This is a genomic window from Paraclostridium benzoelyticum, from assembly GCF_001006285.1.
GTDB classification, from domain to species: Bacteria; Bacillota; Clostridia; order Peptostreptococcales; family Peptostreptococcaceae; genus Paraclostridium; species Paraclostridium benzoelyticum.
The window spans coordinates 1-15,835 of record NZ_LBBT01000147.1 but is presented as its reverse complement, the minus strand read 5'-3'; the positions used below and the strand labels follow the sequence as shown (position 1 = coordinate 15,835).

General features: G+C 28.8%; 12 protein-coding genes. 1 reads left to right on the top strand and 11 read right to left on the bottom strand.

All coding sequences use genetic code 11. The features are described 5' to 3' along the window. Positions 1-21: 21 nt before the first annotated feature. From VN21_RS06775 to VN21_RS06750, 6 genes are all read right to left on the bottom strand, one after another. A complete protein-coding gene (locus tag VN21_RS06775; RefSeq protein ID WP_046822587.1) occupies positions 22-1,269 on the bottom strand; it encodes an aminotransferase class I/II-fold pyridoxal phosphate-dependent enzyme in 1,248 nt (415 codons plus the stop codon). Positions 1,270-1,379: 110 nt separating this feature from the next. Then, on the bottom strand, positions 1,380-2,162 hold the full coding sequence (gene codY / locus VN21_RS06770; protein WP_021429555.1) for a GTP-sensing pleiotropic transcriptional regulator CodY: 783 nt from the start codon (positions 2,160-2,162) through the stop codon (positions 1,380-1,382). A 148-nt stretch (positions 2,163-2,310) separates the two neighbouring features. Then, the gene (gene topA, locus VN21_RS06765) at positions 2,311-4,404 is read right to left on the bottom strand and encodes a type I DNA topoisomerase (protein WP_046822586.1); all 2,094 of its coding nucleotides are present in this window, start codon (positions 4,402-4,404) and stop codon (positions 2,311-2,313) included. A 21-nt stretch (positions 4,405-4,425) separates the two neighbouring features. Then, a complete protein-coding gene (dprA, locus tag VN21_RS06760) occupies positions 4,426-5,514 on the bottom strand; it encodes a DNA-processing protein DprA (protein WP_046822585.1) in 1,089 nt (362 codons plus the stop codon). A gap of 25 nt (positions 5,515-5,539) precedes the next feature. After that, positions 5,540-7,066 (bottom strand): YifB family Mg chelatase-like AAA ATPase, encoded by a 1,527-nt coding sequence (locus tag VN21_RS06755; protein WP_046822584.1) that lies wholly within the window; start codon positions 7,064-7,066, stop codon positions 5,540-5,542. Positions 7,067-7,091: 25 nt separating this feature from the next. Beyond that, positions 7,092-7,436 carry a YraN family protein gene (locus VN21_RS06750; RefSeq protein ID WP_046822583.1) on the bottom strand — a complete coding sequence of 115 codons (345 nt, stop codon included), beginning with the start codon at positions 7,434-7,436 and terminating at the stop codon, positions 7,092-7,094. Between the two features lie 151 nt (positions 7,437-7,587). On the opposite strand from VN21_RS06750, the gene VN21_RS06745 reads away from it, so the two are divergent. Beyond that, positions 7,588-8,853: a CapA family protein gene (locus tag VN21_RS06745; RefSeq protein WP_046822582.1), complete on the top strand. Its 1,266-nt coding sequence runs from the start codon at positions 7,588-7,590 to the stop codon at positions 8,851-8,853. A gap of 144 nt (positions 8,854-8,997) precedes the next feature. Here the strand turns inward: VN21_RS06745 and VN21_RS06740 are convergent, their stop codons facing one another. The 5 genes from VN21_RS06740 to ylqF all read right to left on the bottom strand — a co-directional run bounded on the left by VN21_RS06740 (position 8,998) and on the right by ylqF (position 15,778). Then, positions 8,998-10,020: an alpha-hydroxy-acid oxidizing protein gene (locus VN21_RS06740; RefSeq protein ID WP_046822581.1), complete on the bottom strand. Its 1,023-nt coding sequence runs from the start codon at positions 10,018-10,020 to the stop codon at positions 8,998-9,000. A gap of 42 nt (positions 10,021-10,062) precedes the next feature. Further along, positions 10,063-10,830, bottom strand: a complete 768-nt coding sequence (locus tag VN21_RS06735) for a ribonuclease HII (protein WP_046822580.1) — start codon at positions 10,828-10,830, stop codon at positions 10,063-10,065. A gap of 92 nt (positions 10,831-10,922) precedes the next feature. Further along, positions 10,923-13,049 carry an adenosylcobalamin-dependent ribonucleoside-diphosphate reductase gene (locus tag VN21_RS06730; protein WP_046822579.1) on the bottom strand — a complete coding sequence of 709 codons (2,127 nt, stop codon included), beginning with the start codon at positions 13,047-13,049 and terminating at the stop codon, positions 10,923-10,925. A 177-nt stretch (positions 13,050-13,226) separates the two neighbouring features. Then, a complete protein-coding gene (brnQ, locus tag VN21_RS06725; RefSeq protein WP_046822578.1) occupies positions 13,227-14,549 on the bottom strand; it encodes a branched-chain amino acid transport system II carrier protein in 1,323 nt (440 codons plus the stop codon). A 323-nt stretch (positions 14,550-14,872) separates the two neighbouring features. Further along, on the bottom strand, positions 14,873-15,778 hold the full coding sequence (gene ylqF, locus VN21_RS06720) for a ribosome biogenesis GTPase YlqF (RefSeq protein WP_226896679.1): 906 nt from the start codon (positions 15,776-15,778) through the stop codon (positions 14,873-14,875). Between the last annotated feature and the right edge of the window lie 57 nt (positions 15,779-15,835).

Here is a 15,835-nt window from a genome sequence, read left to right as displayed (position 1 = left end):
TTAAGTTTTTCTACTTTAAATTTAATCAACTAGGTCAATTGCTTCTTTTAAGATTCTAGGTGCAATCTTACACTTTTCTTTATTTACAGCACATACAGCAAATCTTACTCCCATTTTTAATGGTATAGTATATAAATTACTTTCTATGGCTTTTTCACATACTTTTATAGGATTTTTACAAGGTATACTTACAAAGAATCCATCTCTATATGGAAGTATATCTAACCCTATATCTCTAGCTTCATCTACAAATGCTTTAGCTCTTTCTTTTAAAACTGATTTATATGAATTTTTTTCATCTTCATATCTTTTTAGCTTTTCTTCATCATTTATAATTCTTGTTAATAACTCCATAGCTCCTCTATTGCAATTTGACCAATTTGCTCTTGCAGAATGTGAACATGAGTAATAAAACTCATCAGCTATGTCTTTATTACTAGATACACATAAGCAAGCCCCACTTCTCATTCCATATGCCGTATATCCTTTCGACATACTAAATCCTATAATTATCAATATATTTTCAGGTAGGTTTTCAAACTTTTTGAAAAATCTTCTAGTGTCATTAGCTCCTTTACCTGAAAAATCTATGTATGCTACATCTACAAATAAAGTTATTTTTTTATTTGTGTCTTTTACAGTTTGCTTACATAAATTCAGTATTTTGTCCCATTCTTCATCAGAAACTGTATATCCAGTTGGATTATGAGCGGGTGTATTAAATATAGAAAAAATTCTATCTTGTTTTTTTGATAAATCCATAAATTGCTTTTTAAATGATTCAAAATTAAAATTTCCTTCTTTATTAAATAACTCATAGTTTGTAATATTTCTATTTATCTCTTCGCAAATAATTTTATATGGTCCCCAATACCAATCTGGTACAAGTATAGTTTCTTGATTTTCTGTATAATTAAAAACTGCTAACTTTATAGATCCAGACCCTCCTGGAGATGCAACTACTCTTATACTGCTGTTTGGCATAAATTCTTTAAAACAAGCTTTTTTTACTGCTTCTATATAGTCGCTTTGCCCTGCAATTTGAGCGTATGCCGCTATTTGTTTGTTATCTAAGTTTTTATATTCATCATAAACTGATTTTAAAGTTATAAGGTTTCCCTCATCATCCATAAGTGCTCCTATAGTAGCATTTATAACATTTTCTTTTCCCTTTTCTTTTTCACATATTTGTGCCCTTTTAGACAAGTTAAATATCATATCTTCTTCTTGTGGCCAAATAGCATGTTTAGCCGCCATTGACGTAATCATTAAATCCCTCCTAAATACTTGTATATTAATACATATTACAATTAGTTAGATTTAATGATTATTTATGAAAAAAAAATAAGACATCCTTCTGGATGTCTTATTTTTTATGATTAATTAGACTTTAACTTTTCTAATTCTTCTATTAATTTGTCGTTAAGAACTTTTATATGAGTTCCTTTCATTCCTAGCGATCTAGATTCTATAACCCCTGCACTTTCAAACTTTCTTAGTGCATTTACTATTACAGATCTTGTTATTCCGACTCTATCTGCAATTTTACTTGCAACAAGTAGTCCTTCTCTTCCGCTTAATTCTTCGAATATATGCTCTACAGCTTCTAATTCAGAATATGATAATGTTCCTATAGCCATTTGAACTACAGCTTTCTTTCTCATTTCTTCTTCTAGCTCTTCACCTATAGATCTTAATATTTCAAGCCCTATAACCGTTGCACTATATTCTGCTATTACTAAGTCGTCATCTGTAAACATTTGATCGTATCTCGCAAGTATTAATGTACCTAATCTTTGTCCACTACATAATATTGGAACTATTGTTAAATATTTTTCTTTTCTATCTTCTTCGTATGGAAGAAGTTCTATCATTTCTGTCCCAGTTAAGTTTTCTTTTGTTTCGTTTATTTTTAATATATTTTTTGAATATGCTTCTGGGAACATCTTTTTATGTGTTTTTTCATCTTCTATAACTGAGCTGTCTTTTTCAACGTTAAGGTAAACACCTAATATTTTACCTTTAGTACTTACAACATAAGCATTCGAACTTAAAACTTCACCTAATGCTTCAGCTAATAAATTAAATGACACATTACTTCCACCACTAGTTTGTAATGTTTTGTTAATTTTTCGTGTTTTTTCTAGCATTTCGCTTGCCATCTATTATCATCTCCTCATGAAGTTTGGCCACTTTTATACCCTTAATACATTTATATTATTTTAACGTTCTTACTTTAGCACTGTCATATTATCATAATTTCAAATCTTTTTCAATACTATAAATTGGTTTTAGACACATTATTTTACATTATTCATTGCTTTTATCATTATTTTCTAAATTTTTCTCTTTTTTACACTCTTTATTAGAGCAAATTACCTTAGTTTCTGATTTTGTTACCTTCTCAATTAAATATGAATTACATTCACTACATAATTCTCCAGTAGGTTTATTCCATGATATAAAATCACATTCTGGATAATTCGAACATCCATAAAAGGCCTTACCTTTTTTTGATTTTCTAAGAATTATATCACCTTTTCCACATTTAGGACATTTTACGCCTACTTTATTTACTAGTGGCTTAGTTGTCTTACATTCTGGATAGTTTTTACAAGCTATAAACTTACCAAATCTTCCATATTTTATAACCATGTTAGATCCACAGTTTTCACAAATTTCATCAGTTTCTTCATCCATGTTTACTTTTTCAATATTTTCAATTGCTACTTCTATAGCCTCTTTTAATGGTGCATACACATCTGCTACAACTTCTTTCCAATATGTGTCTCCCTCTGCAACATCATCTAACATATTTTCCATCTGTGCTGTAAAATCTACATCAACAAATTTTTGGAAGTTTTCTTCTAGTATATTAGTAACTATTTTTCCTAGCTCAGTTGGACATAAGCTAGATGCATTTTTTTCAACATATTCTCTATTTAATATAGTAGCTATTGTTGGTGCATAAGTAGATGGTCTTCCTATACCTAATTCTTCTAAAGTTTTTACTAAGCTAGCTTCTGTGTATCTAGCTGGCGGTTGAGTAAAATGTTGAGAGTGTCTAACTTCTTGTGATGATAATAAGTCTTTTTCGTGAACAGTTGGAATAATCTTATCTTCTCTATCTGTAAAGTTATATACTTTAGTATATCCATCAAATTTTAATTTTGATCCTGTAGCCTTAAATACTAAATTATCTACTTTGCAAGTTAAGTTTAAAGTATCAAACACAGAGTCTTCCATTTGACTTGCAACAAATCTTCTCCATATTAAATCGTATAACTTATATTGATCTCTACTTAGAGAGGCTTTTATACTAATCGGTGTTCTATCTACAGATGTAGGTCTTATTGCCTCATGAGCATCTTGAACTTTTTTAGACTCAGCTTTAGCTTTTTTATTTTCTTCAAATTTATAGTATTTATCACTATATTCTTCTAATATAAATTCTTTAGCTTTTTCTTTAGCTTCTTCTGATATTCTCTTTGAATCAGTTCTTATATATGAAATTAAACCTAGAGTTCCTTCTCCTTCTATGTCTACACCTTCATATAATTCTTGTGCTACCATCATAGTTTTCTTAGTTGTAAAACCAAGCTTATTTGCAGCTTCTTGTTGTAACATACTTGTTGTAAATGGCTTAGGAGCTGATTTCCTTCTTGATTTTGACTCTATTTTATCTACTGTTAAATCTTTACCTTTTATTCTGTCTAGTATTTCATTTACTTGACCTTCGTTTTCAAGTTCTACCTTCTTATCGTTTTCTCCATAGAATTTTAAGGTAACATCCTTACCTTCTTTTGTTTTAGCATCTAATTCTATAGTCCAGTATTCTTTTGGATCAAAAGCTTCTATTTCTTTCTCTCTATCACATATCAATTTTGTCGTAACAGATTGAACTCTACCTGCACTAAGCCCTTTTCTAACTTTTTGCCAAAGTATAGGACTTATTTGGTATCCTAATAATCTATCTAGAACACGTCTTGCCTGCTGCGCATCTACTAAATCTAGTTTAATATTTCTAGGACTTTTTATAGCTTTTTTTATAGCATCTTTAGTTATTTCATTGAATTCAATTCTACAATTTTCAGTTTCATCCAATGATAATATATGTGATAGATGCCAAGATATAGCTTCTCCTTCTCTATCGGGGTCGGTTGCTAGAAAAACTTGTTTCGCTTTTTTAGCTTCTTTTTTTAATTCCTTTATTACATCCCCTTTACCTCTTATATTTATATACTGAGGTTCGAAATTATTCTCTATATCTACTCCTAATTTACTCTTAGGTAAATCTCTTATATGCCCTACAGATGCCTTTACTGTATAATGACTTTTTCCTAAAAATTTTTCTATGGTTTTAGCTTTTGCAGGCGACTCAACGATGACTAAGCTTTTTGCCATATATCCACACCCCCACAATTTTTATTTTACACTATATATCTTGTTTCGCATTTCTATTATCTTACCTTCTATTTCAAGCATATTTAAAATGCAATTTATATCTTGTATATTCATATTAGTATAATCACAAATTCTATCTATATGCAAGCTTCCTTTTGTTTCAATAATATCAAAAATGCTTTGCTGTACATATGTTAATCCATTGCTATTGCTATCATTAGCTATTTTATTAAATTTTTTTAAATTATATTCATTTATTATATCTTCTATATCATCAACAAGCTTTGCACCATCTTTTATTATCATATGACAACCTTTACTCATATCAGAGTTAATATTACCCGGAATTGCAAAAACGTTTTTACCTTGTTCAAGTGCAAAGTCAACGGTTATCAAAGCTCCACTTTTCTTTGTTGCCTCTACTACTATAACTCCATCACTTAGTCCACTTATTATTCTGTTTCTAGCTGGATAATTTGATGGAGCAACAGGATGTCCTACATTATATTCTGATACTAAAAGGCCTCCCTCTTCTAATATTTTATTAGATAGATTAAGATTTTTCTTAGGAAGTGGATTCTCTACGCTTGATCCTAACACAGCTATAGTCTTTGATGATCCTTTAATGCAACCTTTATGTGAGTGCTCATCTATTCCCATAGCCATACCGCTTACTATGTTTATATTATAGTTAGATAATTTTTCACTTAAACTTTGAGCGCACCAAATCCCATAAGATGTAGGTTTTCTAGATCCTACCATAGCTAAAGATAACTTGTCTAATTGATTTATATCTCCTTTGTAAAAAAGTACACTAGGAGCATTGTAAATATGTCTTAATTTAGAGGGGTATGTACTCTCATTCTTTCCTATATAGCTTACCCCATGTTTATATAAATCCTCTTTTAGCGAATCTATATAAGCACGACTTTTATATTTTACTATATTCTGTTTAATATTTAAATTTAAATTTTCAATTTTTAGTATATCTTTATCTGGTAGGTCCATAAGTTGCTCAATATTATCTACACTGTCTTCAATTTTTTCTATAGTTTTATTACCTATACCTCCTATAGATAATAACCATAAGTATATATCTTTTTTGTTCATAACTCACCTCTAAATTAAAACTTATTTATTCATCCATAAAATAATTGTAGTAAGCTTTTCTAAATGAAAATGCCTCTAGTACATGATTTTGTTCAATTAATTTTTTATTATCTAAATCAGCTATAGTCCTAGCAGTTTTTATTAACTTTGTATAACTCCTGTTTCCTAGCCTATACTTATTAAAAATTAACTTCAATACTTCATCAGCTTCATCACTTAACCTACAATATAAATTTAATTTAGAAGATTTAATTTCATTATTGAAATCTATAACATCATTTTTAAATCTATCTTTTTGAATTTTTCTTGCATTTTCTACTCTTAGTTTTATGTCTATTGAACTCTCTTCTTTTTTATTACTATTGAATTCTTCATAAGGTATAGAGTTTACTTCTATAAACATATCAAATCTATCTAATAGCGGCCCTGAAATTTTACCTAAATACCTATTTATATCACTTGTACTACATTTACATTCTGTATTTGACATATAGTATCCGCATGGGCATGGATTCATAGCTCCTATAAACATGCTATTACATGGATATTTTAAATTCATCTTTACTCTTGATATATTTATATACTTATCTTCTATAGGCTGCCTTAGTGTTTCTAATATTTTCCTATCAAATTCAGCTATCTCATCTAAGAAAAGTATACCTCTATGCGCTAGTACAACCTCTCCAGGTTTTGCATCAACACCACCTCCTATCAATGCCTGTTTAGTTGCAGTGTGATGCGGGGATCTAAATGGTCTATTTAAAAAAATTCCTTCATTTGCTTTTAAAAGCCCTGCTGCACTATATATCTTACTTACTTCCAATGTTTCTTCTTCATTAATACTTGGAAGTATTGTTATCATTCTTTTTGCAATCATAGTCTTTCCTGATCCAGGGGGGCCTATCATTAAAAAATTATGATTACCTGCTGCTGCTATTTCTGCTCCTCTTTTTACAAAATAGTTTCCTTTTATATCTGAAAAATCTTCATCATAATTTTCTTTAGTTTGAATAAATTTTAATTTTTCTTTCTTTATATCTATTTCTTTATTTATAAATCCTATGCACTCTTTCAATGTTTTAACAGGTATTATTTCTATTTCTTTTACAAATAAAGCTTCTCTTTCGTTTTCTTTGGGTAAAAATACTCTTTTTATACCCTTATTCTTAGCATTTATAACTATAGATAAAATACCTTTTACTTTTCTTAGTTTTCCATCTAATGATAGTTCTCCTATAAATAAACTTTCATTTAAGTATTCATCACTTTCATTTATAAAGTTTCTTAATATTCCTATAGATATAGGTAAATCAAAGTAAGCGCCTTCTTTTTTCATATCTGCTGGAGATAAGTTTACCACTAGTCTTGAGTTTGGAAATTTATATCCACTATTTAAGATCGCAGACTTTACCCGCTCTCTAGATTCTTTTATAGATGCTCCTGCTAGCCCAACAATATTGAAGCTTGGTATTCCATTAGTTATATCAACCTCTACATCTACTATTATTCCTTCAATGCCTACCAAGGTGCTTGAGTTTATAATACTTAACATTTTACTACCTCTTTTTTATTACTATTTAAAAAGCATTTTCAATATGGTTTATTTCATTATTTTTCAAATAAACTTCTATAACATCAAACCTTATTGGAACTTTTTCTAATTTATTTTTAACTATATAATATTTAGCAACACTTTTTATTTTCATTTGCTTTTTGTAATTTACAGCTTCTGACGGATATCCAAAGTTTATATTACTTCTTGCTTTAACTTCTACAAATACTAATTCTTCATTTAACTTTACTATTATATCAATTTCTCCAAATTTTAATTTGTAGTTGTTTTCTAATATGTAAGCTCCTTTAGATCTTAAATAATTTGTTGCTATTTTTTCGCCTAAATTACCTTTTTGTATATTATTCATAAAAATTACCTTTTATTTTGATTTTTTTTAAAGTATAGTCAATACTTTTATTTAGTATACAATTTTTTAAATGTAACCTTTTAAGCCTTGATAATTATTTTTCATAAGATTATGATTTAATATATATTAATTTGGGGAATTTGGAGGATTTATGAAGCGAACATCAAAAAAAAGAAAACTAAAAAATAAGAAAAGTGAAATTATTATAATTTCTGCAATTTCATTATGCCTATTTTTTATAATGTCATCTTTAGCATTAAATATATTTAAAGGTAAGGTTTTTGAAATTAACTTAACAAAAACAGCAAATGATAATGATAGTGTAAAAAATGTAACTATAAGCGCAATAGGGGATATAATGGCTCATGATGATCAATTAAAAGCTCAGTTTGATAAAGATACTAATACATATTCATTCGATAATAACTTTAAATATGTAAAACCATATATATCTAAATCCGATTTAGCTATAGGAAATTTAGAGACAACTTTAGCTGGCCCTAAAGCAAAGTATAGTTCATTTCCAAAATTCAATTCACCTGATGAATTGGCTGATGCAATAAAAAATAGTGGAATCGATGTAGTATCTACAATAAATAATCATACATATGATAGGGGTTCTGATGGAGTATACAGAACATTAGATGTTTTAAATTCTAAAAATATAGAACATGTCGGTACTAAAAAAAATGACACAAATGAAAACTTCTTAATAAAAGATATTGACGGAGTAAAGCTAGGTGTAACTGCTTTTTCCTATGGACAAGTATACGGAAGTACTACAGCATTAAATGGATTGCCAGTAAATTATAATGACCTTAACAATTTAAATATTTTTAACTCAAGCTATGTAGATATAGCATTTAATGAGATTAAAGATACTTTAGACGTTATGAACAATAAAGAAACTGATCTTCAAGCTGTTATACTACACTGGGGGGATGAATACACAAGACAACCTAATAAATTTCAAAAAGAGTTAGCTAAAAAACTATGTGATTATGGAGTTGATATAATAATAGGCTCTCACCCTCATATGGTTCAGCCTATTGAAATGATAAATTCTGATGAAAATGATAATGAAACTTTGGTTATATATTCATTAGGAAATTTCTTAAGCAATCAAAGAAATGAGATTTTAAATAAAAAATATACCGAGGATGGTGTTATTGTTAACATTGATATAGACAAAAACTTAAATACTGGAGAAACTACAATTTCAAATGTTGAATACATACCTACATGGGTTAATAAATATAACAATAAAAAAGGTAAACTTACATATGAAATAATACCTTTAATAAACGAAAAACAATTTTCTAAAATAGATAATTTACCACTTGATAAGGCAAAAAAATCATACAATAACACTACATCTATAATAGGTTCTTCCGACATTATAAATGTAGCAAAATAAAAAAAGCTATTTCAAAATAAAACAATGTAGTAAAAGGTTAAAATGTAAGGTTTAGCGACTTTTAAAGCGTCTTTCCAGCTTTAGAAGCAAACCTTATATTTTAACCTTTTTACTAATACGCTATTTTGAGATAGCTTTTTTTATTTATGCTTTTTTAAATATTACTTTCTCATCTATATCTTTTATAGTTTGACACCCCGTTAAAATCATAGTGGATTCAATTTCATTTATAACCTTCTTAACATACGTATCTACACCTTCACTAAGTCCTCCAAATGAAGCTGTTACGAATGGTCTTCCTATTAAAACTCCATCTGCTCCAAGTCCTAGCATTTTAACCACATCAACACCAGTTCTAACTCCTCCATCTGCAAGTATAGTAACCTGCCCTTTAACGACTGAAGCTATATCTTCTAATACATCACATACTCCTGGAGTATGATCTAATACTCTACCTCCATGATTAGATACAACTATAGCATCTACTCCAGCTTCTACGGCCATTAAGGCATCTTCCTTAGTCATTATACCTTTTAATATAAATGGTAGGTTTGTAGATGCTTTTAAATCCTTTATAGCATCAATTGACTTTGGCTCTACAGTTTTCCCATGCATCGATAACGTAACTAATCCACATGCATCTATATCTACACCTACTGCAAATGCACCTGCCTCTTCAGCTAATTTAATCTTTCTTTTTATATCCGAATTCTCCCAAGGCTTTATAAATACTATTCCATTTCCATCAAATTCTTTTATTACTCTTAAATTTTCTATTAAAAATTCATCTACTGCAGTATCTCCTACCATAGGATAAATTTCATTTTTTAAACATCCATCTACAACACTAGTTATATATTCTCCTTCACTTAACTTACCACCCATATTAAGTGTTGTGCCTGTTATAGGCGCAGCAAATATAGGAGCTTTCATTTTCTTTCCAAACATCTCTATATTTGTGTCCGGATTTTTCACATTATGAATAACCCTCATATTTAATTTTACTTTATCTAAGCTTTCATAGTTTTCTATAAATGCACTTCCAGTCCCTTTTCCTCCCATTCCAGGAACTTCACTTGCACAAACTACTCCATTACAAACTTTGCAAACTCTACAACTTCCATTTAGATTTTCTCTTGCTTGTTTTAACATTTCTTTATAGTCCATAAAAATCTCTCCCTTAGCATAGTTTATAATTAAATTATATCACTATAATATATTTTTTAAAAAACTTCTTCTATGTATAGTTGTTATTCCATGCTCTCTAATAGCTTTGTAATGTTGGTCCGTTCCATATCCTTTATGAGAAGCAAACCCGTATTCAGGATACATTTTATCATATTCATACATTATGCTATCCCTTGTAACCTTTGCTAATATACTAGCTGCGGCTATAGATATAGATTTAGAATCTCCCTTAATAATTGATTTTTGATCTATACTCACATCTGGCACATGTGCCGCATCAACTAGTAAATAATCTGGAGTTTTCTTTAAGCAGTTTATAGCTTTTTTCATAGCCATATATGTTGCATTCAATATATTATATTTGTCTATTTCTTCTCTTTGAACTATACCTATTCCATAATCAAGAGCTTGATCTCTTATTATATCAAACAACTCATCTCTTTTAGCTTCGCTCAGTTTCTTAGAATCATTTATCCCTTCTATCTTAGTTCCTGGCTTAAAAACTACAACAGCTGCAACAACAGGGCCTGCTAATGGACCTCTACCTGCTTCGTCTATTCCTCCAATATATGTATATCCTTTTTCATATCCTTCATTTTCAAATGTGTTTATAAGTTCTAATCTTTCATTTTCCGCTCTTATTTTATCTAGTTTTTTAGCTAATTTTATAGCTATATTTTTAACTGATTTTCTCTCATCATCCTTTAAGATGTCTATATACTTTAAATACTCATCTGTACTTATCGAGTCAATAATTGCATTTATTTCCTTAACACTTTTATCTTTCATCTTTTATCTCCTTATTTTTTATCTTTACTTTATATTTTATCAAAAAATTAAAGTGCTTAATATAAATTTAAGCACTTTAATTTTAAATTTTATTAATTACACCCGCTGTATCCACACTTTAAGCAAATACTACATCCTCCTGTATTTGCTATTTGTTCATTTCCACACTCTGGGCATATGAATTTTTCATTTTTATCATCTTCAGTTACACATATTTCTTCTTTTAAATTATTTTCTTCTTTTTCATTTTTAGGTTTTTCATTTATAAGTACTCCACTTCGTTTACATCCATCTCTAAATATAGTTACTCCTTTTAAGTTGTGTTTCCAAGCCTTAATATAAATCTCATACACATCTTCAACTGTCGTTTCGTAAGGAAGATTTATAGTGGATGAAATTGATGCATCAATATATTGCTGCCATGCTTGTTGCATTTTTATTCTATCTTCATAATCTAAATTCATAGCCGTTACAAATATATCAGGTAAATCTTTTTCATCAGTTATATTTTTTAAATCCATATACTCTTTTACTATAGGAGTATATACTTTGTAATATACATCTTCATCATGTAAACTTTCAGTTTTTCTTATATACGAAACATTAAATATAGGTTCAATTCCACCACTTATTCCCAACATAGTAGATATAGATCCAGTAGGTGGTATAGTTAGAAGTTGAGAGTTTCTAAGTCCATATAATTTAACTAATTCTTTTATCTCATCATCTATATTATCATTGAAAAATTTAGATTTTAAAATAGCTTCTTTTTTATATTCTTTAAACGGACCATATTCTTTTGCTAGTAATGACGACTGCTTAACTGCTTCATTTAGCATGGTTCTAGCTATGAATTTACATAGCTCTATTGATTTATCAGACCCATATCTCATATTCATTTTTATAAGCATATCTCCTATACCCATAACACCTAATCCTATTTGTCTATATTTATCAACACTTATCTTTTGTTCTTGTAATGGATGTAAGTCTAGTCCTTCATCTAAAACTTGATTTAGAGCTATTACAGATTCTCTAACGCAAGCTTTAAATTTATTAGTATCAAAAGTAGCACTTGTGCCAAATGGTTGTATCACAAACTCAGCTAAGTTTATTGACCCTAGCAAACAACTTCCTCCACTTGGTAACGGCTCTTCTGCACAAGGGTTTACTCCTGCATAATCAAATTCTTTATCCTCACTCATAAGGTGATGTTTCTTTATATTATCCCAAAATAATATTCCTGGCTCTGCATAGTCCCAATTATTTTTACATAATTTCATAAATAACTTTTTAGCGTCTATTTCCTTTATAACATGTTCATTATTTCCATCTACCATAAATTCACATCTGTAAGTTTCATTATTTTCAACAGCTTTCATAAACTCATCATTTATTCTAACTGATATATTAGCTTTTGTTACTTTAGTTAAATCTGTTTTTATATCTATAAAATCCTCTATATCTGGATGACTTACTTCAATAGAAATCATAAGAGCCCCACGTCTACCTCTTTGCCCTATTAATCCTGTAGTCATACTATATAACTCCATAAATGAAACTGCCCCAGTTGTATTTTTAGCAGAGTTATTAACCTTAGCGCCTCTAGGTCTTAATTTAGAGATATCGATTCCAACTCCACCTCCATAACTAAATGTTCTTGCAAGTTTTTTCGCTGTATCAAATATATCTTCTAAATTATCCTTTGGTGGTTCTAAAACGTAGCAATTTGAGTATGTAACTTTTAACCCATCTTTATATAATCCTCTATTAGCTAAAATTCTACCTGCAAATAGAAATTTTTTCTGTCTTATTAACTTACCGATTCTAGTATTTTTTGCAGATATTCTGTTTATCCATTCATCGAAGTTTTCTTTATTATATCTATACTTATTTTTCCATATAGATTTTTGTAATTCATCCATATCCCAAGGTTTTTTTCTTATATTAGCTCTTTTTTCTCTATATAAAATATAGTGTTTTGCCACATCTTTTCTATTAGACTCCATAAGCAATACTTCTACTAAATCTTGAATTTCTTCAACATTTAAACATTTATCACTGTTTTTAAAAATTTCCTCAACTTTATTTGCTATTTCATTTCCTAGGTTTTTATCTATTCCTTTTTCACTATTTATTGTAGATTTATAAACTGCATCTTCAATTTTTACTTTACTAAATTTTTCTATACTTCTATCCCTTTTTATGATTTTTTTCATACTATACCTCCAACGTATACATAAAAGTTTCCTTATATAAATACACTTTTTGTCTACTGTATTAAACATTATTTATATATTTTTAATTTTAAATTAATATCTTATACTTAATTTTTAGTATAAAAAAGTCGTTGATAATTTTATCAACGACTTTATGTTTTCTTATATTAAACTCTATTATTCATATTCTACACTCATGCAGTTATTTGTCTTAACAAAATTTCCTACTATTCCACCTACTATTGCAGGTACTATCCAGTTAAATCCTAATTTAGCAAATGGTAATAATTCTAAGAACGGTATGTGTACTGGCAATCCATAAGTACTAGATAATGAGTTAACTACACCTAATACACTTATTATTAAAGTTACATACGCTGCCCCTTTTATAGCATTATCATTTTTAATTTGATCTTTAAATAATGTTGTTATTACTAGTAGTATAGTTACTGGGTAAACCATATCAAGTATTGGTGCTGAGAATTTAATTATAGTATCAACTCCAAAGTTAGATACTATAGCACTGAATACACATACAACTATTACTACTACTTCATATTTTAATTTATTATTAGTAATTTTAGTAAAGTATTGTCCTGTAGCTGATGTTAATCCTATAGCTGTTGTTAAACAAGCTAGAGATACTATTATTCCTAGTATAGCTTTACCTGGATATCCAAGTAATTGTTCTGTTATTCCAACTATTAATGAAGCTTGAGATATTGAACTTATATCTTGTCCTGCAAAGTTTTGAGATATAGTTGCTCCTAAGAATGTAAGTCCTCCATAAACAAAACATAAAGCTATACCTGCTACTATACCTGCTTTTATTGTTAAACTCACTTTTTCTGAGTTACTTTCATAGCCTTTATTGTGTAAAGATGCAATTATTATAGTTGAAAGTGCAACTGCTCCTAACGCATCCATTGTTTGATATCCTTGTGATACTCCATTTGAAAATACGTTGTCTACTAAAGTGTCCGGGCTTATTTGTCCAAGTGGTGTTATTATACCTTTTATTATTAAAAGAGCTAACGCAACAAGTAATGCTGGTGTTAACACTTTTCCTATTATATCCACAACCTTAGATGGTCTTATTGTAAGTAATAACACTATTGCAAAGAATATTATAGAGAATATTACTGGAGATACAGAATTTCCTATTATAGGTTGAACACCCATTTCAAATGTTGTAGCTGCTGTTCTAGGTATTGCTAATAACGGTCCTAGACAAATCATTATAGCTATTCCTACAACTTTTGATAACGATTTTCCTGCTCTTCCTAAAATCTTATTAACATCTCCACCACATTTTGCTGCTGCTGCTATAGCTAGTAATGCAAGTCCTACGTCAGCTAATATAAATCCTGAGAATCCTGTCATCCAACTTTCACCAGATATAAGTCCTAAGAATGGTGGGAAAATAAGATTTCCTGCTCCAAAGAACATAGCAAAAAGTGCAAACCCCACTATAATTATATCTTTGTTCGTATTTTTCATATTAAAGCCCCCTAAAAATTTCTTTTTATTTAGATTAAATATTCTGAAAATATTATATAATACTTTTTTCTAACTGTCAATAATATTGTCAATATACACAATATTATGAATATTAAATCTAACTTTATATATTTTATGAAATTAGGTTGTTGCAAACATTCCAACTATTAAGTTAAATTTTTATCATAAAAAAATTTTTTTATAGCTTACCTATAAATGAAAAAAAATAGAGCTTAGACTTTATAAAAATAGGCCCTCTACAGTGAAATACTAGTTTTGAAGGATTCTATTTTTTTATCTACTCTCTATTTATCAGCATAGACTTAGCAATCAATAATATCTTTAGGTACTTCTAAGGTTATTCTTCCAATTTTACCATCTCTAAATTCATTCAGAACTGTTGTTGCAATTCTTGTATAATCTAATTCATTTTTTCTCAAAATCAGACCTCTTTTAATTCCTATTTTATCCATAGTTTCTAAAGGAGTTTCTCCAAGCTCATCTAATTTATATCTTTCTTTTAATTTTTCTGGTTCTATTTCCATTAATTTATCTATTAATTTAAGACCTAAAGTATCTACGTCTAAAACTTCATCTTTTATCGCTCTACAAAATGCTAATTTTAAAGCTACTTCTTCATCTTCAAATTTAGGCCATAATATACCTGGAGTGTCTAATAGCTCTAAGTTACCTTTTAACTTAACCCATTGCTTACCTTTAGTTACTCCTGGCTTATCTCCTGTTTGAGTACTTTTTCTTCCTGTAAGTTTGTTTATAAGAGAAGATTTACCTACGTTTGGAATTCCAACTATCATTATTCTTATAGGTCTTTCTATTCTCCCCTTTTTAACTAAAGCTTCCATCTTTTCTCTAGTTTCATTTTTGCATTCTTCTATTATTTTATTTACGCCTTTTCCCTTTAAAGTATCTACAGGTATAGCTTTTATTCCTCTTTTTTTGTAATAATCAACCCATTGATTTAATTTATTTTGATCTGATATATCACTTTTGTTTAAAACTACAACTCTTGGTTTATCTCCAACAAATCTATCTATATCAGGGTTTCTACTACTAAGTGGTATTCTTGCATCTAAAAGTTCTACAACAACATCGACTAATTTTAAGTTGTTTCTTACTAAGTCTTTAGTTTTTTTCATATGCCCTGGATACCAGTTTATATGCAAACTATCATCTCTTAAATATTCATCTGTCATTCTTTGTATTTTCATATATTTTCTCCTTTTTCTAATATTAAAAACACAAATTATTTTATCTAAACTTATAAT

What these genes read in the sequence shown, in the direction of transcription:
- VN21_RS06730 (WP_046822579.1), bottom strand. Translation starts at nt 13,049, where the DNA reads ATGAAAAAAATCATAAAAAGGGATAGAAGTATAGAAAAATTTAGTAAA.
- VN21_RS06755 (WP_046822584.1), bottom strand. Translation starts at nt 7,066, where the DNA reads ATGTTAAGTATTATAAACTCAAGCACCTTGGTAGGCATTGAAGGAATA.
- VN21_RS06775 (WP_046822587.1), bottom strand. Translation starts at nt 1,269, where the DNA reads ATGATTACGTCAATGGCGGCTAAACATGCTATTTGGCCACAAGAAGAA.
- topA (WP_046822586.1), bottom strand. Translation starts at nt 4,404, where the DNA reads ATGGCAAAAAGCTTAGTCATCGTTGAGTCGCCTGCAAAAGCTAAAACC.
- codY (WP_021429555.1), bottom strand. Translation starts at nt 2,162, where the DNA reads ATGGCAAGCGAAATGCTAGAAAAAACACGAAAAATTAACAAAACATTA.
- VN21_RS06745 (WP_046822582.1), top strand. Translation starts at nt 7,588, where the DNA reads ATGAAGCGAACATCAAAAAAAAGAAAACTAAAAAATAAGAAAAGTGAA.
- VN21_RS06735 (WP_046822580.1), bottom strand. Translation starts at nt 10,830, where the DNA reads ATGAAAGATAAAAGTGTTAAGGAAATAAATGCAATTATTGACTCGATA.
- ylqF (WP_226896679.1), bottom strand. Translation starts at nt 15,778, where the DNA reads ATGAAAATACAAAGAATGACAGATGAATATTTAAGAGATGATAGTTTG.
- VN21_RS06750 (WP_046822583.1), bottom strand. Translation starts at nt 7,436, where the DNA reads ATGAATAATATACAAAAAGGTAATTTAGGCGAAAAAATAGCAACAAAT.
- dprA (WP_046822585.1), bottom strand. Translation starts at nt 5,514, where the DNA reads ATGAACAAAAAAGATATATACTTATGGTTATTATCTATAGGAGGTATA.
- VN21_RS06740 (WP_046822581.1), bottom strand. Translation starts at nt 10,020, where the DNA reads ATGGACTATAAAGAAATGTTAAAACAAGCAAGAGAAAATCTAAATGGA.
- brnQ (WP_046822578.1), bottom strand. Translation starts at nt 14,549, where the DNA reads ATGAAAAATACGAACAAAGATATAATTATAGTGGGGTTTGCACTTTTT.